At 73.4% G+C, this 20552-nt stretch carries 17 protein-coding genes; 8 read left to right on the top strand and 9 right to left on the bottom strand.

Annotated features, from left to right (window positions below):
• Nucleotides 1-269: 269 nt before the first annotated feature.
• Nucleotides 270-1673, top strand: coding sequence for an MATE family efflux transporter (locus QE401_RS04455; protein ID WP_307137063.1), 1404 nt, complete (start codon nt 270-272; stop codon nt 1671-1673).
• 78 nt (nt 1674-1751) lie between these two features.
• Nucleotides 1752-2759 carry an asparaginase gene (locus tag QE401_RS04450; RefSeq protein ID WP_307137062.1) on the top strand — a complete coding sequence of 336 codons (1008 nt, stop codon included), beginning with the start codon at nt 1752-1754 and terminating at the stop codon, nt 2757-2759.
• 63 nt (nt 2760-2822) lie between these two features.
• On the opposite strand, the gene QE401_RS04445 is transcribed toward QE401_RS04450, so the two are convergent.
• Both QE401_RS04445 and aspS read right to left on the bottom strand, forming a co-directional pair.
• Nucleotides 2823-3716, bottom strand: a complete 894-nt coding sequence (locus tag QE401_RS04445) for an EipB family protein (RefSeq protein WP_307137061.1) — start codon at nt 3714-3716, stop codon at nt 2823-2825.
• A 219-nt stretch (nt 3717-3935) separates the two neighbouring features.
• Nucleotides 3936-5738: an aspartate--tRNA ligase gene (gene aspS / locus QE401_RS04440; RefSeq protein ID WP_307137060.1), complete on the bottom strand. Its 1803-nt coding sequence runs from the start codon at nt 5736-5738 to the stop codon at nt 3936-3938.
• 146 nt (nt 5739-5884) lie between these two features.
• Here aspS and rnd point away from each other — a divergent pair, with 146 nt between their 5' ends.
• Nucleotides 5885-7069, top strand: a complete 1185-nt coding sequence (gene rnd, locus QE401_RS04435) for a ribonuclease D (RefSeq protein ID WP_307137059.1) — start codon at nt 5885-5887, stop codon at nt 7067-7069.
• On the opposite strand, the gene QE401_RS04430 is transcribed toward rnd, so the two are convergent.
• Nucleotides 7050-8018: an NAD-dependent epimerase/dehydratase family protein gene (locus tag QE401_RS04430; RefSeq protein ID WP_307137058.1), complete on the bottom strand. Its 969-nt coding sequence runs from the start codon at nt 8016-8018 to the stop codon at nt 7050-7052. The genes rnd and QE401_RS04430 overlap by 20 nt on opposite strands.
• Nucleotides 8019-8107: 89 nt before the next feature.
• Here QE401_RS04430 and QE401_RS04425 point away from each other — a divergent pair, with 89 nt between their 5' ends.
• Nucleotides 8108-8998 (top strand): LysR family transcriptional regulator, encoded by an 891-nt coding sequence (locus QE401_RS04425; protein WP_307137057.1) that lies wholly within the window; start codon nt 8108-8110, stop codon nt 8996-8998.
• 4 nt (nt 8999-9002) lie between these two features.
• On the opposite strand, the gene QE401_RS04420 is transcribed toward QE401_RS04425, so the two are convergent.
• From QE401_RS04420 to QE401_RS04395, 6 genes are all read right to left on the bottom strand, one after another.
• Nucleotides 9003-10517, bottom strand: a complete 1515-nt coding sequence (locus QE401_RS04420; RefSeq protein ID WP_307137056.1) for a Ppx/GppA phosphatase family protein — start codon at nt 10515-10517, stop codon at nt 9003-9005.
• Between the two features lie 162 nt (nt 10518-10679).
• Nucleotides 10680-12956: an RNA degradosome polyphosphate kinase gene (locus tag QE401_RS04415; protein WP_307137055.1), complete on the bottom strand. Its 2277-nt coding sequence runs from the start codon at nt 12954-12956 to the stop codon at nt 10680-10682.
• Between the two features lie 10 nt (nt 12957-12966).
• Nucleotides 12967-13701, bottom strand: a complete 735-nt coding sequence (locus QE401_RS04410; protein ID WP_307137054.1) for an HdaA/DnaA family protein — start codon at nt 13699-13701, stop codon at nt 12967-12969.
• A gap of 90 nt (nt 13702-13791) precedes the next feature.
• The gene (locus QE401_RS04405) at nt 13792-15009 is read right to left on the bottom strand and encodes an AI-2E family transporter (protein ID WP_307137053.1); all 1218 of its coding nucleotides are present in this window, start codon (nt 15007-15009) and stop codon (nt 13792-13794) included.
• Nucleotides 15006-15551 (bottom strand): CDP-alcohol phosphatidyltransferase family protein, encoded by a 546-nt coding sequence (locus QE401_RS04400; RefSeq protein WP_307137052.1) that lies wholly within the window; start codon nt 15549-15551, stop codon nt 15006-15008. The genes QE401_RS04405 and QE401_RS04400 overlap by 4 nt, the downstream gene beginning before the upstream one ends.
• Before the next feature lie 37 nt (nt 15552-15588).
• Nucleotides 15589-16437 (bottom strand): hypothetical protein, encoded by an 849-nt coding sequence (locus tag QE401_RS04395; RefSeq protein WP_307137051.1) that lies wholly within the window; start codon nt 16435-16437, stop codon nt 15589-15591.
• A 75-nt stretch (nt 16438-16512) separates the two neighbouring features.
• On the opposite strand from QE401_RS04395, the gene purM reads away from it, so the two are divergent.
• The 4 genes from purM to QE401_RS04375 all read left to right on the top strand — a co-directional run bounded on the left by purM (nt 16513) and on the right by QE401_RS04375 (nt 20470).
• Nucleotides 16513-17583 carry a phosphoribosylformylglycinamidine cyclo-ligase gene (purM, locus tag QE401_RS04390; RefSeq protein ID WP_307137050.1) on the top strand — a complete coding sequence of 357 codons (1071 nt, stop codon included), beginning with the start codon at nt 16513-16515 and terminating at the stop codon, nt 17581-17583.
• Nucleotides 17584-17585: 2 nt separating this feature from the next.
• Nucleotides 17586-18236: a phosphoribosylglycinamide formyltransferase gene (gene purN, locus QE401_RS04385; protein ID WP_307140180.1), complete on the top strand. Its 651-nt coding sequence runs from the start codon at nt 17586-17588 to the stop codon at nt 18234-18236.
• A 216-nt stretch (nt 18237-18452) separates the two neighbouring features.
• Nucleotides 18453-19544, top strand: a complete 1092-nt coding sequence (locus QE401_RS04380; protein ID WP_307137049.1) for a LacI family DNA-binding transcriptional regulator — start codon at nt 18453-18455, stop codon at nt 19542-19544.
• A complete protein-coding gene (locus tag QE401_RS04375; RefSeq protein WP_307137048.1) occupies nt 19529-20470 on the top strand; it encodes a 3-hydroxyacyl-CoA dehydrogenase in 942 nt (313 codons plus the stop codon). The genes QE401_RS04380 and QE401_RS04375 overlap by 16 nt, the downstream gene beginning before the upstream one ends.
• Nucleotides 20471-20552: the final 82 nt, after the last annotated feature.

Raw genomic sequence — 20552 nt, 5'->3', positions numbered from 1 at the left:
TGCGCGCCGGTTGTGCGACACCGGGCGGTTGCGCGGTATGCGGGCAGCGGCAGCGCCACCGCGCCGCCCGCCCTGGCAGCGCCGCCCGCCAAAGCGGCAGGCGCCGCGCCGCGGGACCCGCGACTCCGCCCCACCGGACACGACAACGTCGCGAGCCTTTCCCCGCCGCTTGCGCTAGAGCGGGCCAGGCCATGACACACGCAACCGAAGGGGGCGCGACCGCAGCGCCCCCCGCCCCCGCCGGCGGTCCCGCCGGCGGCCCTCCGCCTTTGCCGCAAGCTGGCCTGCCGCATCGCCGCAAGCGCGGCCTGTGGCTGGCCGAGATCCGCGCCATGCTGGCCCTGGCCTGGCCGATCGCGCTGACCAACCTGTCGCAGATCGCGCTGGTGCTGACCGACACGCTGTTCCTCGGCCGGCTGGGCGAGGTGCCGCTGGCCGGCGCGACGCTCGGCGGCAATCTCTATTTCATCGCCATGGCGATGCCCTTCGGCCTGGCCTTCGCCGCCGCCGCCATGCTGGCGCAGGAGCGCGGCCGGGTGGCGCGGCATATGCGCGAGATGCGCCGCACCCTGCGCCAGGCGGCCTGGGCGGCGCTGCCGCTGTTCCTGCTGCTGGGCCTGCTGCTGTGGCATGCCGGGCCGATCCTGCTGGCCACCGGGCAGGAGCCCGAGCTGGCCGCGGCGGCGCAGACCTACACCCGCGCGCTGCTCTGGGGCATGCCCTTCTACTACGGCTTCCTGCTGCTGCGCGGCTTCCTCTCGGCGCTGGAGCGGCCGACACCCGCGCTCTGGGTCGCCGCCTTCGGCATCCTGCTGAACGCGCTGCTGGTCTGGCTGATGGTGGGCGGCGGACTCGGCCTGCCCTCGCTCGGCGTCTGGGGGGCGGGGGTGTCCAGCGCCATGGCCAATGGCGCCATGTTCCTGGCCCTGGCGCTGTGGATCCGCCTCGACCGGCGGCTGCGGCGCTTCCGCCTGGCCGGGCGCTTCTGGCGCACCGATGCGCGGCGCATGGCGGAGCTGATGCGCGTCGGCCTGCCGATCGCCGGCGCCATGCTGATGGAGATCGGCATCTTCAGCGCCACCGCCCTGGTGATGGGCTGGTTCAACGCCAGCGCGGTGGCGGCGCATGCGGTGGCGCTGCAGGTGGCCAGCGCCTGCTTCATGATCCCGATGGGCATCGGCCAGGCGGCCACGGCGCGGGTCGGCCTGGCCATCGGCGCGCAGGATGCGCGCGCCGCCTGGCGCGCCGGCTGGACCGCCATCGGCCTCGGCGCCGGCTTCATGGCGGCGACGGCGCTGCTGCTGCTGACCCTGCCGCACGCCATCGCCGACCTGTTCCTGGCCGAGGAGCTGGGCGAGACCCGCGCCCTGGCGGCCACGCTGCTGATGGTGGCGGGCCTCTTCCAGCTGGCCGACGGGGTGCAGGCGGTCGCCGCCGGGGCGCTGCGCGGCATGAAGGACACCACGGCGCCGATGCTGTTCGCGGCGCTGGGCTATTGGGGGCTCGGCCTGCCGATCGGCCTCGGCCTCGGCTTCCCCGCCGGCTGGGGGCCGTTCGGAGTGTGGATCGGGCTGGCCAGTGGCCTCGGCTTCGTGGCGCTGATGATGACGCTGCGCTGGCGGCGCATGGCGGCCAGTGGCGGGCTGGCGCCGCGGCGGCTGCGGCTCGCCTGAGCCGCGACGGGCGGCGGGCTTGGCGCCGCCGCCCGCCCCGCCTACAGCTTGCGGGTTCCCGGTCACAGGATCCGCCTCATGTCCCAGCACCCCTTGCCGCGTGTCGCCTTCATCGGCACCGGCGGCACCATGGCCTCGATCGGCCGCGACGCGCTCGACATCCAGGACTACTCGACGCTCGGCCAGGTGATGGGGGCGGAGGAGATCCTGGCCCGGGTGCCGGAGCTGTCGCGCGTCGCCGAGGTGATCGCCCGCCCCTACAGCGCCGTCATCTCCAGCCGCATCGGCTTCCGCGACTGGAAGGCGATCGCCGAGGAATGCCACCGCGCCGCGGCCGAGATCCCCGACCTCGCCGGCATCGTCATCGGCCATGGCACCTCGACCATGGAGGAGACGGCCTATGCCCTCTCCCTCGGCCTGCGGCTGGACCTGCCGGTGGTGATGGTCGGCGCGCAGCGCCCGGCCAGCGGGCTTTCCTCCGACATGCCAATGAACCTGCTGAACGCGGTGCGCGTCGCGGGCGACAGCCAGGCGCGCGGCATGGGCGTGATGCTGCTGCTGAATGACGAGATCCATGCGGCGCGCGAGGTCACCAAGACCGCCACCTGGCGCATGCAGACCTTCCGCACCCCGGATTTCGGCCTGCTCGGCCAGGCGGATGCCGACCGCATCGTCTTCTACCGCCGGCCGCTGCGCCGCCACGCGCCGGACACCGAATTCGACCTGCGCGCCATCGACAGTCTGCCGCGCGTCGACATCAGCTATTCCTATGCCGATGCCGATGGCACGGCGGTGCGCGCCTTCGTCGCCGCCGGCGCGCGCGGCATCGTCTCGGCCGGCTTCGCCCCCGGCAACCCCACGCCCTGGGAGGCCGAGGCGCTGGCCGAGGCGGTGCAGCAGGGGATCACGGTGGTGCAATCCTGCCGCGTCGGCTCGGGGCGCGTGGTGCAGGGCGCCAAGATGCGCGAGCAGGGCATCCTGGCCGCCGACAATCTGAACCCGCAGAAGGCGCGGGTGCTGCTGGCCTTCGCCCTGACCGTCACGCGCGACCCGGCGGAGATCACGCGGATCTTCGCCAGCTACTGACGCCGGCCATGCGAAAGGGGGGCGCGAGCCCCCCTTTCCCGTCTCCGGCCGGGCGCTGCGCCCTCAGCAGGCGGCCGGGATCGGCTCCAGGCTCTGCATCAGCGCGTTGACGGCGAAATCGCCGAAATCCATGTGCATCTCATCGGCCACGCCATTGGCGTAGTAGCGCAGCCCGACCTCGTATTCCGGCGCGCTGGCGCCGGCCGCGGCGTCATGGCCGAAGAAGGCGATGCGCATGCGCGCGCTGGCCTGGTCCCGCATCAGCGGGAAGCGCGGCTGCGCCTGGGGCGGCGACCAGGGGGAGAGGATGGTGGTGCTGTCCTGCGCGCCTTCCTCGCTGGTGCCGTCGAAGAGCGGCGCCACCAGCATGCGCTGCTGCCCGGCCTGGGCCAGCTGCAGCGCGCGCAGCGTGTGGACCGTCGGCAGCAGCGTGCCGTTCGGCAGCTCCACCGTGCTGGTCGAGGGCTGCTCGTAGCGCACCGTGCCGCGACCCTCGGGCTTGTCCAGCTCGGCCTCGCCGCTGATGCGCTGGGTCACCGCGCCCTGCGCCATCTGCGTCAGGGTGAAGCGCAGCCGGCGGCCATCCTTGCTTTCCCAGGTCGAGTAGTCGGAGCTGGTCTCGACATTCTGGCCGGAGCGGTCGATCAGGTTCAGCTGCAGCCGCTGGCGGGTGGTCCAGCCATCGCAGGCATCCATCACCTCGAACAGCATGGCGCCATCGGCCTGGATGACGTCGGAGCCCTGGCGGACGCGATCCAGCTGCAGCCGGTAGGCGGCGCGGTGCGGCGCCAGCGCCTCGCTGCCCGGGATCGCCTGCGGCGCCGCATGCGGGGCGGCGGCCGAAGGGGCGGTGGGCGGCGGGGCCGGGCTGGCGGCGGGCTGGGCCGAGGCCGGCCCCGCCAGCAGCGCCAGGAGCGGGAGGGCGGAGGTGCCGGCCAGGAAATCGCGCAGCCGCATATCGTCTTCCTTCTCAGGCGCCCGGCGGCGCCGGGCGGGCTCAGGCGCCCAGCGGCGCCGGGCAAGCTCAGGCCCCCGGGCGAGGCCGGGCGGACTCAGGCACCCGGCCGGGCCCAGCGCGCGGGCGCTCGGCAAGGCCGGGCAGGCTCAGGCGCCCGGCCGGGCGGCCGGGCATGGCGGGATGGCGCGGCGGAGACGCCGCCGCGCCACCGACCCAAGTTAGGAAGCCTTGGGCGCCGCCGCACCCTTCGCCGGCGGAAGATCCAGCTTGATGGACAGTTCTTTAAGCCGCGCCGGCTCCACCGCCGCGGGGGCGCCCATCATCAGGTCCTGGCCCTGCTGGTTCAGCGGGAACAGGATCACCTCGCGGATATTCGGCTCATCGGCCAGCAGCATCACCATGCGGTCGATGCCGGGGGCCGAGCCGCCATGCGGCGGCGCGCCGTAGCGGAAGGCGTTCAGCATGCCGCCGAACCGCTCCTCGACCGTCTGCGCGGTGTAGCCGGCGATCTCGAAGGCGCGGATCATGATGTCCGGGCGGTGGTTGCGGATGGCGCCCGAGGACAGCTCGATGCCGTTGCAGACGATGTCGTACTGGAAGGCCTTGATGTCGAGCGGGTTCATGGAGTTCAGCGCCTCCAGCCCGCCCTGCGGCATGCTGAAGGGGTTGTGGCTGAAATCGACCTGCCCGGTCTCCTCGTTCAGCTCGTACATCGGGAAGTCGACGATCCAGCAGAAGCGGAATTCCTCCCCGTTGATCAGGCCGAGCTCCTCACCAAGCTTGGTGCGAACCTTGCCTGCAAACTTGGGGGTCTCGTCCTTCTTGCCGGCGGCGAAGAAGACGGCGTCGCCCGGCTGCAGGTTGCAGGCCGCCCGGATCGCCTCGACGCGCTCGGCTTCCAGGTTCTTGGCGATCGGGCCCTTGGCACCTTCGGCCGCGAACTGGATGTAGCCGAGGCCGCCGGCGCCCTCGGCGCGGGCCCATTCATTGAGCTTGTCGAAGAAGCCGCGCGGCTTGTCGGCCGCACCCGGCGCCGGGATGGCGCGCACGATGCCGCCACCGGCCACCACCTTCGAGAACAGGCCGAAGCCCGACTCACGAAAACTCTCGGTGACGTCGGTGATCTTCAGCGGGTTGCGCAGGTCGGGCTTGTCCGAGCCATAATCGAGCATCGCCGTGTCATAGGGGATGCGCGGGAAGGGCGCGGGCGTCACCTTCCGGCCGCCGCCGAACTCCACGAAGATGCCTTCCATCACCGGCTCGATGGCGGCGAAGACGTCTTCCTGGGTGACGAAGCTCATCTCGAAATCGAGCTGGTAGAACTCGCCCGGGGAACGGTCGGCGCGGCTCGCCTCGTCGCGGAAGCAGGGGGCGATCTGGAAGTAGCGGTCGAAGCCCGCCACCATCGCCAGCTGCTTGAATTGCTGCGGCGCCTGGGGGAGCGCGTAGAAGGTGCCCGGATGGTTGCGGCTCGGCACCAGGAAGTCGCGCGCGCCCTCGGGGGAGGAGGCGGTCAGGATCGGCGTCTGGTACTCGACGAAGCCCTGCTCGATCATGCGGCGGCGGATCGAGGCGATGACGCCGGCGCGGAGCAGCATGTTGCGGTGCTGCTTCTCCCGCCGCAGGTCGAGGAAGCGGTAGCGCAGGCGCAGATCTTCCGGGAATTCCTGGTCGCCCGCCACCTGGATCGGCAGCACCTCGGCATGGGACTGCACCTCGAGCGCCTTGACGCGCAGCTCGATGGCGCCGGTCGGCAGCTTGTCATTGACCGTGCCGGCCTCGCGCGCCACCACCTCACCGGTGACGGTGATCACGCTCTCCGGCCGCAGCGCGTCCGCGGCGGCGAAGACCTCGGACCCGGCCGGGATGACGCATTGGGTCAGGCCGTAATGGTCGCGCAGATCGATGAAGAGCAGCCCGCCATGGTCGCGCTTGCGGTGCACCCAGCCGGACAGGCGGGCGGTCTGCCCCGCATCGCTGGCGCGCAGCGCGCCGCAGGTATGGGTGCGGTAGGCGTGCATGGATCGAAAACCCCGGGAGACGTCGGAAAGGGCCGCAGAAGGGGCGCCGGGCGGCCCCATGTCAAGGGTAAGTGCGGGGCCGCCGCACGAAAGGCGGCGCCCCCCGGCTTTGCGGGTGGCCCCGGCTTCGCTAGAACAGCCGGGCAATGAGCCGACGCAACCAGGCGCAGGACGCCGCCCCCGTCCTGATCACCACCACCGAGGCCCTGGCGGAGCTTTGTGCGCGGCTGCGCACCGAGCCCTTCGTCACGGTCGACACCGAGTTCATGCGGGAGCGCACCTACTGGCCCGAGCTCTGCGTCGTGCAGCTGGCCGGGGCCGAGGATGTCGCGGTGATCGACGCCCAGGCGGAGGGGCTCGACCTCGCGCCCCTGGGCGAACTGCTGGCCGACCCCAAGGTCACCAAGGTGTTCCACGCCGCCCGCCAGGATGTGGAGATCTGCATCCTGCGCTTCGGCGCCCCCCCTCGCCCGCTCTTCGACACCCAGATCGCCGCCATGGTGGCCGGCTTCGGCGACCAGGCCAGCTATGACAGCCTGGTCCGCGCGCTGGCCGGCGCGCAGATCGACAAGGCGCACCGCTTCTCCGACTGGGCGGCCCGCCCGCTCTCCCCGGCGCAGATCAACTACGCCGCCGCCGATGTCACCCATCTGCGCCGCGTCTACACCGCGCTGGTGGAGCGGCTGACGCAGGAGGGCCGGCTGTCCTGGGTGGCCGAGGAGATGGCGGAGCTGACCGACCCCGCCACCTACCGCCAGGACCCGGAGACGGCCTGGGAGCGGCTGAAGCCCCGCTCCAGCAACCGCCGCTTCCTGGCCGCCGTGCAGGCGCTGGCGGCCTGGCGGGAGCGCGAGGCGCAGCGGGTCAACATCCCGCGCCAGCGCCTGGTGCGGGACGAGACACTGATGGAGATCGCCGCCACCAGCCCGAGCACGGCGGCCGAGCTGTCGCGCGCCCGCGGCATCACCAAGGGCTTCGCCGAGGGCAAGACCGGCGCCGGGCTGCTGGCGGCGCTGGAAGCCGCCCGCGCCCTGCCGGATGCGGAACTGCCCGAGCCGGCCCGCGACACCCGCCAGGGCCCGCCCGCCTCGCCGGCGCTGGTGGCGCTGCTGAAGGTGCTGCTGGCCGCCAAGGCGGAGGAGCATGACGTGGCGCCGCGGCTGATCGCCTCCAGCGACGAGCTGGAGCGGCTGGCCACCGAATCGGAGCCGCAGATCCCGGCCCTGCATGGCTGGCGGCGCCAGGTCTTCGGCCAGGCGGCGCTGGCGCTGAAGGGCGGGCGGCTGGCGCTCGGCGTCGAGGGCCGCAAGGTCAAGCTGATCCAGAGCTGAGGCAGCCCAGGGCTGCCAGCGTGTCGCGCACCGCCTGCTCCCAGGGGGTGTGCGGCTCGGCCCCCAGCGTGGCGGCCAGCCGCGTGCCGTCCAGCCGCACCGGCTGCTCCCACAGATATTTCATCTCCAGCAATTCGCGCAGCAGCGGCACGAAAGGCGCGGCCAGCCGCATCGCGCCCCAGGGCAGGCGCCGCACCGGCAGGTCCGGCGCGCCCAGCGCGGCGCGGATGGCGCCGATCATGCGGGTGCCATCCGGATCCCAGTGCCCCTCCATGTGGAAGCGGGCGAAATCGGGCAGGTCCGGGCGCTCGGCCAGGCGCAGCATCGTCTCCGCCACATCGGGCAGATAGGCCCATTGATGGCCGATGCCCGGCCGGCCGGGATAGAGCAGCCGGCCCGGCCGCCGCCCCGGCTTCAGCAGCGCCTGGCTGAACCAGCTATTGCCGGCGCGCGGGCCGAAATAGTCGCCGGCGCGCAGGATCAGCGCCCGGGCCCGCCCTTCCGCCGCCGCCGCGCCCAGCCGGCGCTCCATCTCGGCCCGGATGCCGCCCTTGCGGGTTCGCGGCTGCTGCGGCGCCGCCTCGCCGATCAGCGGGAAGGCGTCAGGGCCGTAATTGTAGACCGTGCCGGGCAGCAGCAGGCGCGCGCCGGCAGCGGCCGCGGCGGCGATGCTGTTGTCCAGCATCGGCAGCACCAGCCTGTCCCAGTCGCGATAGCCGGGCGGGTTCACCGCATGCACCAGCAGGGTGGCACCGGCGGCGGCGGCCCGCACATCCTCTTCCCGCATCGCATCGCCGCGCCGCCAGGCGAAGCGCGGGTCGCGCGGCGCCGCGCCGGGGTCGCGATGCAGGGCGCGCACCGCCCAGCCCGCCGCCGCCAGCCGCGCCGCCACCGCCCCGCCAATGCCGCCCGTGGCGCCCAGCACCAGGGCCGTCCTGTTCTCCGTCATCGCCGCCTCCTTCAGGGGTGGCGGCAGGATCGGCGCTGGCGGGGCTGAAGAACATTGCCGGTTTCTCTGCCTCGGCTATAGAGAAATGGATGAACGCGCCGCTGAGCTGGGACCATTGCCGCAGCTTCGCCGCCGTGCTGCGGGAGGGTTCGCTCTCCGGCGCGGCGCGGGCGCTGGGCATGACCCAGCCCAGCATCGCCCGGCATATCGCCCTGCTGGAGCAGGCGCTGGGCACCACCCTGTTCCTGCGCACCCCCGCCGGGCTGCTGCCCACCGAGGCGGCGCTGGAGCTGCGGCCGCAGGCCGAGCAGATGGCCAGCACCGCCGCCGCCCTGCTGCGCCTGGCCAGCGGCCGGGCCGAGGCGCTGCGCGGCACGGTGCGCATCACCGCCAGCGAGGCGGTGGGCATCCTGCACCTGCCGCCCGTGCTGGCCCGGCTGCGCCGCGCCCATCCGGGGCTGGTGATCGAACTGGTGCTGAGCAGCGCGCTGGACGATCTGCTGCGGCGGGAGGCGGACATCGCCATCCGCATGGTGCGGCCGGAGCAGCAGGCGCTGCTGGCCCGGCGTGTGGGCGCCATCGAGATCGGGCTGCACGCGCATCGCGACTATCTGGACCGGCGTGGCACGCCGCGCGGCCTGGCCGAGCTCGGCGCGCATGATCTGATCGGCTATGACCGGGAGACGCCGGCCCTGCGCGCCGCGGTGCGGCGCTTCCCGGAATTCGAGCGCGGCGCCTTCGCCCTGCGGGTGGACAGCGATGTGGCGCAGCTGGCCGCCATCCGCGCCGGCTTCGGCATCGGCTTCTGCCAGGTGCCGGTGGCCGCCGCCGATCCCACCCTGTGCCGCGTGCTGCCCGAGGCCTTCAGCCTGACGCTGGAGACCTGGGTGGTGATGCATGAGGATCTGCGCGGCCATGCGCGCTTCCGCGCCGTGTTCGACGCGCTGGTGGAGGCGCTGGCGCCGCTGGCCCGGAGCTGAGGCCTCAGCCGGCGGCGATCTCCACCACCGCCTGCAGGCCGAGCGTCGCCGCCAGCGCCTCCACCCGGCGCTGCACCGAATCGCCGGCGAAGACGCCGCCGCCCTCGACCAGGCGCAGCACCAGACGGCCTTCCTCGGCCGCCAGGGTGGTGCTGGCCAGCAGGTCCGGCGTGCCGCCCGAGAGGGTATAGGCCAGGCGCAGCGCCGCCCCCAGCACCTCGGCCCGGCGCAGGGCGGCGCCGTCCAGCAGCACCCGCGCGCTGGCCAGCCAGGGCGCGTCCAGCTCCGGCTCGTAGCGCAGCGCCACGGCGAGAGCGAGGAAGGCGCGCTCATGATGGTCGAGGCCGATGCCGGGCTGGCGCAGCACCCGCAGGAAGGATTGCTCGGCGCGGTAATCGGGATGGTCGTGGCTGCCGATATCCGACAGCCAGCAGGCCGCCTGGCGCAGCGCGCCCTGCGGCCGCGTCTCGCCTGTGAAGAGCGGCGCGGTCCAGGTGGAGAGCGCCGCCGGCAGGGCGGTGTCGCGGCCATAGCGCGAGGCCATCTCGCGCCCGGCGGCCAGCAGCGGATCCTCCCGCCGCGTCTCGGGCGGCAGCTGGCGGGCATACCAGCCCTCGCGCAGCCCGTTGGCGCTGAACACCACGCGCCGCGCGCCGGTCGCGCGCAGCAGCCGGCGCAGCACGGCGGCGGCGAAGGGCAGATCCTGCAGGCGCTTGGACGGCGCGCCGGGCAGCCGCTCCAGCGTGCGCCGGGTCGCCGCCATCACCACGCCGCAGAGATCGCGCGCCTCGTCCCGCCGCAGCACATAGTGATGCACGATGGAGAGCGGATAGGCGGTCTGCGCGATATGGATCTTGGCCAGCGCGCGCCAGGCGCCGCCCACCAGATACAGGTCGCGCTCCTTGCCATGGCCGAGCCAGGGCAGCTTCGCCATCTCGCTCTCGGCGATGCCGCGGGCGCGGCCGATATCGCCGCCGGCGCGGTCGGCCAGCCGGATGGCGCCCAGCGGCAGGGAGGCGCTGGCGGCGGCGCGGCCCTGGATCAGCTCGACCAGCTCCAGCGAGCCGCCGCCGAGATCGCCCAGGATGCCATCGGCCTCCGGGAAGCCCAGCAGCACCCCATCGGCGGAGAAGGCGGCCTCCTCCTCCCCGTCCAGGATGCGGATCGGCACGCCGGGCATGCGGGTGGACAGCGCCTCGGCGAAGGCCGGGCCGTTCTCGGCGTCGCGCACCGCGGCGGTGGCCAGCACCTCCAGCGGGTCGGCGCCCATGGCGCGCGCCACGGCGTGGTAGCGCTCGAGCACGGTCAGCGCCTGCGGCACCGCCTCCTCGTTCAGCCGCCCCGTGGTCTGCAGCCCGCGGCCGAGACCCAGCACCGCCTTCTCGTTGAAGATCGCCAGCGGGTTGCGGCCGCGCCCCTCGAAGATCACCAGCCGCACCGAATTGGAGCCAAGGTCGACAATGCCCGATCGCTGCGGATGGGCGAGCTCATATCCGGGAAGGCTGGCGGCCTGGTCCAAGGGCAAAGATCCTCACGCTGCGTCCGCCCCGCCAATGGCATGGATGGCGCCGGGCGGAAAAGGGCCGCGGGGGCGGAATCTGCCGCCACGCCGCGCTTTCCGCGCCGCCGCCACCGCCCTGTCCGCCCGCCGCGGCGGCCCTGTGGCCGGCGCGGCGCGGGATCAATCCTGGGTGACGCGATCCTGACGACGCCGCACCGCGACGCGGCCCGGGGCCCTCTGCAGCGCGCTGCCGCGGCCGGAGAGGGACGGGTTGGTCATGAAATACTCATGGGCGGACACCGGTTGCGCCCCCGGGCTCAGCCGCCGCCAGCCGCCATCGGCGTGCAGCTGCCAGGATTGCGCCGTGTCCTTCAGGTTCACCGCCATGATCTGGTCGAGGATCTGCGCATGCACGGTGGGGTTCTCCACCGGCACCATGGTCTCGACGCGCCAGTCCATGTTGCGCGCCATCCAGTCGGCGCTGCTGATATAGACCCGCGCGCGGCGCGAGGGCAGGCGGTGGCCATTGCCGAAGACCAGCACGCGCGAATGCTCCAGGAACCGGCCGACGATCGATTTCACCCGGATATTCTCGGACAGCCCCGGCACGCCGGGGCGCAGGCAGCAGATGCCGCGCACCACGCAATGCACCTTCACCCCGGCCTGGCTGGCCCGGTACAGCGCGTCGATCAGCTGCTGGTCGACCAGCGAGTTCATCTTCAGCCAGATGCCGGCGGGCTTGCCCTCGGCGGCGAAGCCGATCTCCTGCTCGATCAGGCCGAGGATCGCCGGGCGGATGGTCAGCGGCGAGAAGGCCAGCCGCTCCATCGTCTCCGGCCGGGCATAGCCGGTCATGTAGTTGAACAGCTTCTGCGCGTCGCGCGTCAGCGCCGGGTCGGCGGTGAAGAAGCTGAGGTCGGTGTAGATGCGCGCGGTAATCGGGTGGTAGTTGCCGGTGCCGAAATGCGCGTAGGAGCGCAGGGACCCGCTCTCGCGCCGCACCACCAGCGAGACCTTGGCATGGGTCTTCAGGTCGACGAAGCCATAGACCACCTGCACGCCGGCGGCCTCCAGCTCGCGGGCGAGCGCGATGTTGCGCTCCTCGTCGAAGCGGGCCTTCAGCTCCACCATGGCGGTGACCGATTTGCCGAGCTCGGCGGCCTCGATCAGAGCGCGGGCGATCGGGCTGTCGCGGCTGGTGCGGTAGAGCGTCTGCTTGATGGCGACGACATTCGGGTCGCGCGCCGCCTGGCGCAGGAACTGCACCACCACGTCGAAGCTCTCATAGGGGTGGTGGACGACGATGTCCTTGGCGCGGATGGCGGCGAAGCAATCGCCGCCGAAATCCAGGATGCGCTCCGGGAAGCGCGGCGTGTAGGGGGTGAACAGCAGGTCGGGCCGGTCATCGACCAGCAGCTGCTTCAGGTCGGCCATGCCGAGGAAACCGTCGACGACGAAGATCTCGGCGCGCGGCGCGTCCAGCTCCTCGACCACGAAATCGACCAGGTCGGCGGCCATGCGCGCATCGACGGTGAGCTGGATGGCGCGGCCGCGGCGGCGGCGCTTCAGCGCGCTCTCATAGGAGCGCACCAGATCCTCCGCCTCCTCCTCGAACTCCACATCGGTGTCGCGGATCAGCCGGAACAGCCCCTGCTCGGCATTGATGTAGCCGGGGAAGAGCCGCGGCAGGCAGAGGGTGATCAGGTCCTCCAGCAGCACGAAGCGGATCGGGCCGGTGCCGGGGGTGATCTGCGGCGCGTCCTCGGCCGGCGGCAGGCGGATGAAGCGCTCGATCTGGCTGGGCAGCGGCAGCAGGGCGCGCATCGTGCCGCCATCCTCCTCGCGCACCAGCTTCAGCACCATGCAGAGCGCCAGGTTGCTGATGAAGGGGAAGGGATGCGCCGGGTCCACCGCCAGCGGCGTCAGCACCGGGAAGATGCGCTCGAGGAAATAGTTCTCCAGCCAGGCGCGGTCGGCCTCCGACAGCGCCTCGATGGCGCAGACGCTGATGCCGCCCTCGGCCAGCAGGCGGCGCAGCCGGCGCCAGGCATCCTGCTGCTCCTCGATCAGCGCCGCGGCGCGGGCATGGATCGCCGAGAGCTGCTGCCCGGGCGTCAGCCCGTCCGGCGAGGAGGGGGCGATGCCCGCCCGCTCCTGCCCGACCAGGCCCGCGACGCGCACCGAATAGAACTCGTCCAGGTTGGAGGCCGAGATGGCGACGAAGCGCAGCCGCTCCAGCAGCGGGTGGTTCGGATTCGCCGCCTCCTCCAGCACGCGGGCGTTGAAGTCCAGCCAGGACAGCTCGCGGTTGATGAAGCGCTCCGGCGAATCGGCCCCGATGGCATGGGCATGGCCATGCACATGGCCGTGGCCATGGGGCAGCGTCGCATTCTCCGCCAGGCGGGCGGGGGTTTCGGCTTCGGCGGCGGCGCCGACGGGGCTCTCGGGGGCGTCCATGCCCCCCACCCTACAGCAAGGCGGGGGTGGAAAGGGAGGCGGCCGCGGCAGCTTCCATGGAAACGTCATCAAGCGGCTCGAAACCCGGGAAATCCGCCAGCGCGGCCCGCGCCAGCGCCCGTGTGACGGCGCCGCCGGCGGCCAGCGCCGCGCGGTCCAGCCGGGCGGCGGCGGCGGCGATGGCGCCGGCCTCGCGCGGCAGCCGGGCCAGCAGCCAATCCTGCACCGCCTCCGGCACGCGCAGCTGCCGCTCGGCGAATTGCCGCGCCAGCAGGGTCGCCAGCAGCCGGTCGGAGGGCTCGGCGATGCCGACGGCGGCCGTCGCCCGCAGCCGGCTGGCGAGGTCCGGCAGCGCCACGGGCCAGCGCGAGGGCGGCTGGCGGCCGGCCAGCAGCAGCGGCAGGCGCTGCGCGGCGCAGGCATTGATCAGGTGGAACAGCGCCGCCTCCTCGGCCACGCAATCGGCATCGTCCAGCACGCTGGGGGCGGGCTCCGGCACGCCGCGCAGCGCGGTGCCGTCCAGCACGCGCCAGCCCTGCCGCGCCGCCACCTGGCGCAGCAGATGCGACTTGCCCACCCCTTCCGGGCCGAACAGCGCCAGCCTTCCGACCGGCCAGTTCTCCACCCGACCGACCCAGGCGCGCGCCTCGGCATTGGAGGGGTCGGCCAGCAGCTCGCCCTGGTAGAGCGGCGGCAGATCGAGCGGCAGGGCCAGCTGGCGCAGCGGCACGGCGGTGGCGCTCATGCGCCACCCCTGCCCTGGCCCGCCGCCAGGCCGCGCCCGAAGCTGCAAGGCCACCTCGCCACCGCTACCCTCTCCCTGGCTGAACCCGGCTCACAATCCGGTCCGCGGCGGGTCCAGATAGAGCGGGCTTTCCAGATAGCGCCGCAGCCAGTAGCGCGCCAGCACGCCGAGCGCCGCCGCCATCGGCACCGCCAGCAGCACGCCGAGGAAGCCGAAGGCCACGCCGCCGGCGAACAGCGCGAAGATCACCCAGACCGCGTGCAGCTCCACCCGGTCGCCCAGCAGCCGGGGGTAGATGATGTAGCCCTCGATGGTCTGGCCGGCGATGTAGACGGCGGCGACCAGCCCGACCCCGTCCCAGGTGCCGAACTGGCCGATGGCCAGCAGCAGGGCGGTGGCGAGCCCGGTGGCCGAGCCGACATAGGGGATGAAGGAGAGCAGGCCGGAGGCGAGGCCCACCATCAGCCCGAGCTCCAGCCCGACCGCCGACAGCCCCACGGCATAATAGGCGGCGAGCAGCGCGCAGCAGAGCAGCTGGCCGCGCAGCCAGGCGCTGAGCACCCGGTCGGTGTCGCGCGCCAGCTGGCGCAGCACGGCGGCGGAGCGGCGCGGCAGCCAGCTCTCCAGCCGCAGCATGATGCGGGTCCAGTCGCGCAGCAGGTAGAAGGCCACCACCGGCGTCACCACCACCAGGGTGAAGACCGAGAACAGCGCATAGCCGCCGCCGATCAGCCGCGTCGCCGCGGTGCCGAGGAAGGAAAGGATGGCGCCGATCTGGCTGACCGCCAGGTCGCGCAGCCGGGTATCGAACACCTCCGGCCCGAAGCGCTCCTCCAGCGCCGTCACCGCCTCCTGCAGCGCGCTGGCGATGCCGGCGGCATAGCTCGGCAGCCGCGCCAGCAGCGTGCCGACCTGGGCGATGATCAGCGGGTAGAGCAGCAACAGGGCGAGCAGCGCCAGCGCCATCAGCCCGGTGACCAGCACCAGCGCGGCGAGGCCGCGCGGCACGCCGAGGCGGGAGAGCCGCGTCGCCAGCGGGTCAAGGAAATAGGCGATGCAGGCGGCCAGCACGAAGGGCGTCAGGATGGCCGAGAACAGCCAGAGCAGGAACAGCGCGGCGCCGAGCAGGCCGAGCACCAGCGCCAGGCGCTGGTTGCGCGTGGCGGTGCGCGGCCCGGGCCCGGTGGCCGGCACCACGCCATGCGGCAGCCGCGCCGCGCGCGGCGGCGGGCCGGGCGGCAGGGCCTGGCCGGGGGCGGTCTCGGCGGCCGGCTCCGCCAGCGGGGCGGGCGGGGTCAGGCGGTTCATCGCCCCTCCCCCGCCAGGCGCGGCAGGAGATAGGCGAGGCCGGAAGCGATGGTGGTGGCGGTGGCGAGCAGGATCAGGCCTTCCAGCAGCAGCGGGGCATTGATCCGGAACCCTGCCAGCAGCAGCGCCAGCGAGGCCAGCAGGATCTGCGCCACGGTGTTGGCCTTGGAAATGCGCAGGGGCTGGATGCGCGGGGCCGCGCCCAGCAGCGCCAGCAGCGCCACGCCGCCCATGATCAGCACGTCGCGGAACACCACCAGCAGCGCCAGCCAGTCCGGCAGCACCCCGGCCCAGGCCAGGCCGATATAGGTGCAGACCAGCAGCGCCTTGTCCGCCACCGGGTCGAGCAGCGCGCCGAGGCGCGACTGGCTGCCTTGGCGGCGCGCCAGCCAGCCATCCAGCGCGTCGGAGATGCCGGCGCCGGCGAAGACGAAGAAGGCGATGTCGAGCCGCCCATGCAGGATCAGCCACAGCGTCGCCGGCACGGCGCAGAGCCGTGCCAGCGTGATCAGGTTCGGCAGGGTCAGGGCACCGGCGGTCACGCCGCCGGGCGGCCGGCCCTCGCCCGGGGGCGGCGGGTCAGCCGCGCCCGGCAAGGCCGACTTGCCAGGCGCCGCCACCGGCCGAGGCCGGCTGCGCCGCCGGCGCGCCGCGCAGCGCATTGCCGCCCCAGCGCACCGGGGGCGCGATGCCGCCGCCCGGCGGGGTGCCCGGCTGGGCAGCGGCCGGCGGCAGCAGCGCGATGCCGCCGGCCTGCAGGGCCTGCGCCGCCTCGCCCGGGCCGCGCCGCAGGCCGAGCCGCAGCTGCGCCCCGTCCACCGCGATGGCCACCACATCGACCGAGGCAATCTCCGGGCTGGCGCGCAGCCGGCGGCGCAGCTCCAGCCATTCCCGCAGGCTGCCGAAGCGCGCCTGGGTCTCCAGATAGGCATTGGCCGGGGCGGAGAGGATGGAGGGCGTCACCGGCGGCGCGGCATCGCCGGTGGCCGGCGCGGCGCCGGACAGTACCGAGCTGCCGCTGCCGCCCCCCGCCACGGCGCGGCCGGGGCCGCCCACGCGGTTCGGGTTGAAATTCACCGTCAGTCGGCCGGAATAGCCGGTGCGGCTGGAGCGCTCCTCCTCGACGATGATGCTGCTGACCATCTGGTCGATCTGCGAATCGCTCAGCCCCTTGGGCAGGCCCAGCGCATCGGCCATGCGGTCATAGGCGGTGCGCTGCGCGGCGGCGAGGGCGCGGGTGCGGGCGATCACCGCATTCTCCGCCGTCGCCTCGGCCGGCACGCCGCGCTGCGTGTAGGCATCGCCGCTGGCGGCCTCGCCGGAGGGCTGCGCCTGGGCGGTGGCGGCACCGAACGGGCCGGCCGCCGGGGCCAAGCAGGTCAGACCCGCCACGACAATGGTTGCGGCCAGCCGCCGAAAATGTTGCATTCCGCCCCCTTGGAAGCCCGGCATAGTGAAACTCTCTCCTTCCGGGCCTTTGCGCATAGCCGATCGGGCCCCCTGATGACCAGTCTGACCTACCGGGACGCCGGTGTTGATATCGAAACCGGCGACGCCCTCGTGGACGCCATCAAGCCATTGGCGCGCTCGACCGACCGGTCCGGGACCATGGGGTCCCTGGGCGGCTTCGGCGCGCTGTTCGACCTGAAGGCGGCCGGCTACACCGACCCCGTCCTTGTCTCCTCGACCGATGGCGTCGGCACCAAGCTGCGGCTTGCCATCGATACTGCCATGCATGACGCCGTGGGCGTCGACCTGGTTGCCATGTGCGTGAACGACCTGGTGGTGCAGGGCGCCGAGCCGCTGTTCTTCCTGGACTATTTCGCCACCGGCAAGCTGCAGCTGGAGCAGGCGCGCGCCGTCATCGCCGGCATCGCCGAGGGCTGCCGCCAGGCTGGCTGCGCCCTCGTCGGCGGCGAGACGGCCGAGATGCCGGGCATGTATGCCAAGGATGATTACGACCTGGCCGGCTTCTCGGTCGGCGCCGCCGAGCGCGACGGGCTGCTGCCGCGCCCGGATGTCGGCGCTGGCGATGTGGTGCTGGGCCTCGCCTCCTCGGGCGTGCATTCCAACGGCTTCTCGCTGGTCCGCCGCATCCTGGCCGCGACCAATCAGGGCGTCGCGACGCCGGCGCCCTTCGCGCCTGGGCAGAGCATCGGCCATGCGCTGCTGACGCCGACCCGGATCTATGTGAAGTCGCTGCTGGCGGCGCACCGCGCGGGTCTGGTCAAGGCGGCCGCCCACATCACCGGCGGCGGCCTGCCCGGCAACCTGCCGCGCGTGCTGCCCAAGGGCAGCGTCGCGGTGCTGGACGCCAAGGCCTGGACCCTGCCGCCGGTCTTCGCCTGGCTGGCGCGCGCCGGCAATGTGACGCCGGAGGAGATGCTGCGCGTCTTCAATTGCGGCATCGGCATGTGCGTGGTGGTGCGGGCCGAGGATGCCGACGCCGCCACCGCCCTGCTGCAGCAGCATGGCGAGACGGTGTTCCGCATCGGCCGCATCGAGGCCGGCGCCGAGGGTGAAGCGGCCGAGGTGAAGGTGGAGAACCTTTCTTCCGGTTGGCCCGCCGCATGACCATGCGGCGCCGCACCGCCATCCTGATCTCGGGGCGGGGCAGCAACATGGCGGCGCTGCTGGACGCCGCCGCCGACGCTGGCTACCCGGCGGAGATCGTGCTGGTGCTGTCCAACCGTGCCGATGCGGGCGGCCTCGCCCGCGCGGCCGCCGCCGGCATCCCGACCGCGGTGGTGGAATCCCGCCCCTTCGGCCGCGACCGCGCGGCGTTCGAGGCGGCGATGGAGCAGGTGCTGGCCGCGCATGGCGTCGAGCTGATCGCGCTGGCCGGCTTCATGCGGGTGCTGACGGAAGGCTTCACCACGCGCTGGGAAGGGCGGATGCTGAACATCCACCCTTCCCTGCTGCCGGCCTTCCCCGGCCTCGACACCCATGCCCGCGCCCTGGCGGCGGGGGTGCGGCTGCATGGTTGCACCGTGCATCTGGTGACGCCCGGCGTGGATGAGGGGCCGATCCTGGCCCAGGCCGCCGTGCCGGTGCTGCCGGGGGATGACGAGGCCAGCCTCGCCGCCCGCGTGCTGCAGCAGGAGCATCTCCTGTATCCGGCCGCCCTGGCCTGGGTGGCCACCGGCCAGGCCCGGCTGGTGGAGGGCCGCGTGCGGCTGAGCGGCACGCCCGAGCCCAGCGTCACGGCGCTGCGCAACCCGGGCTGAGGCCCGCGCCGGGGCCTCGCGCCCCGGCCTTTTTCCCGTCTTTCGAAGGGTTTGCCACACGCCGCCGGGTCCCGCCCGGCGGCGCGTTCACGCACACGTCAGCCCCCCGCGATTGACAGGGCGGCGGCTTCCGAGAACGTTCTCAGCCAACGACCAGGGCCGCCAAAGGCCCGGCGGAGGAGAGGAACGCCATGCGCCGCCGCGCCGGGGGGAGCGATGCCGTCTAGGCCCGCCCCCCGAATCACCATCAAGGATCTGGCCCGCGAGCTGGGCATGTCGGTCGCGACGGTCGCCCGCGCCTTCCATGCGGGGGCGGCGATCGCCGAGACGACGCGCGCCCAGGTGCTCTCCCGCGCCGCGGCGCTGGGCTACCAGCCCAATGCGCTGGCGCGCGGCATGATCACCCGGCGCACCCGCATCGTGGGTGTTGTCGTCTCCGACCTGCACAACCCCTTCTATCCCGAGGCGCTGTCGCGCCTCTGCGCCACGCTGCAGCAGGCCGGCTGCAACACCATGCTGGTGACCGGGCGCGAAGGCCCGGCGGGGCTGATGACCGGGCACGAGGGCGTGGCGGAAGGCCCGGCGGGGGCCGAGGCGGCGGCGCTGCGCCTGCTGCTCTCCTACCAGCCGGAATGCGTGGTGATCCTGGCCACCACCCTCAGCAGCGACGCCGCCGCCGCCTGCGAGGCCGCCGGCACGCCGCTGCTCTACCTCAACCGCTTCCCCGGCGAGGTCCGCGCCGAGAGCATCGTCTGCGACAATGAGGCGGGCGCCGCGGCGCTGACGGCGCATCTGCTGGCGCAGGGCGCGCGCCGCCCCGCCTTCATCGGCGGCCTGGCCGAGGCCTCCACCCAGGCGGAGCGCCGCGCCGGCTTCCGCCGCGCCTGCGCCGAGGCCGGCCTCGCGCCGCGCGAGCAGCCGGCCGGCGCCTTCACCTATGAGGCCGGCTTCGACGCGGCGCTGGCCCTGCTGACCGGGCCGGAGCCGCCGGACGCGCTGTTCTGCGCCAGCGACATCCTGGCGCTCGGCGCGCTGGAGGCGGCGCGCCACCGGCTCGGCCTGCGCGTGCCGCAGGATCTGAAGGTGGCGGGCTTCGACGACATCCCGATGTCCGCCTGGCCCTCGCACGACCTGACGACGCTGCGCCAGCCGCTGGAGGCGATGCTGCAGGCCGCCCTGCGCTGGCTCGGCCAGGTGCTGGACGGCGCGCCACCGCCGCCCCGCCTCACCCGCCTGCCCGGCACGCTGGTGCCGCGCGGCAGCACCGCCTCATCCCCGCAGAAGGACACGCCATGCCACACGCATTGAACACCGTCGCCGTGGTCGGCGCCGGGCTGGTCGGCTCCGGCTGGGCCCTGGTCTTCGCCCGCGGCGGCGCCAGCGTCCGGCTCTACGACGCCAGCGAAAGCATCCGCGGCCAGGCCGAGGCGCGGCTGCGCAGCATGCTGGAGGACATGCAGGGCGCCGGGCTGGTCGAGGCGGTGGAGCCGGTGCTGGCCCGCATCACCCTCTGCCACAGCCTGGCAGAGGCGGTGGGCCCGGCCGACTACATCCAGGAATCGGTCCTCGAGCGGGTCGAGGTCAAGCAGGCCGCCTGCGCCGAGATCGACGCCGCCATGCGCGCCGACGCCATCGTCGGCTCCTCCTCCTCCGGCATCCCGGCCTCCGCCTTCACCGAAGCGCTGCCGAAGCGTGAGCGCTTCCTGATCGCCCATCCGGTGAACCCGCCGCATCTGGTGCCGCTGGTCGAGCTGGTGCCGGCGCCCTGGACCGATGCCGCCATCCTGCCCGTGCTGCGCGCCGCCATGGAGGGCTGGGGCCAGGCGCCGATCGAGGTGAAGGGCGAGATCGAGGGCTTCATCCTGAACCGCCTGCAGGGCGCGCTGCTGAACGAGGCCTGGGCGCTGTACGAGGCGGGCCTGGCCTCGGCCGCCGATATCGACCGCACGATGTCCGAGGGGCTCGGCCTGCGCTGGGCCTTCATGGGGCCGTTCGAGACCATCGACCTGAACGCGCCGGGCGGCATCACCGACTACTCGGCGCGGCTCGCCCCGCTCTACCACCGCATCGCGCTGTCGCGCCGCGATCCCCAGCCCTGGTCGGCGGAGGCCATCGCGCGGGCCGAGGCCGAGCGGCGCGAGGCGCTGCCGGCGGAGCAGCTGCAGGCCCGCACCGATTGGCGCAACCGGCGGCTGATGGCGCTGGTGGCGCATCTGCGCGCCCAGCCCAAGTGACGCGCCGCGCGGCGCTGACCTGACCGCCGCGCCCCGCCCCGCGCAGCCTCCGCGGGGCGGCCTTTCCCCACCGCCCGCCGCC

The sequence above is a fragment of the Pseudoroseomonas cervicalis genome (assembly GCF_030818485.1).
In the GTDB taxonomy this organism is placed as follows: Bacteria; Pseudomonadota; Alphaproteobacteria; order Acetobacterales; family Acetobacteraceae; genus Pseudoroseomonas; species Pseudoroseomonas cervicalis_A.
The sequence above is the reverse complement of the archived record's forward strand: the minus strand, read 5'-3'. Positions and strand labels throughout refer to the sequence as shown.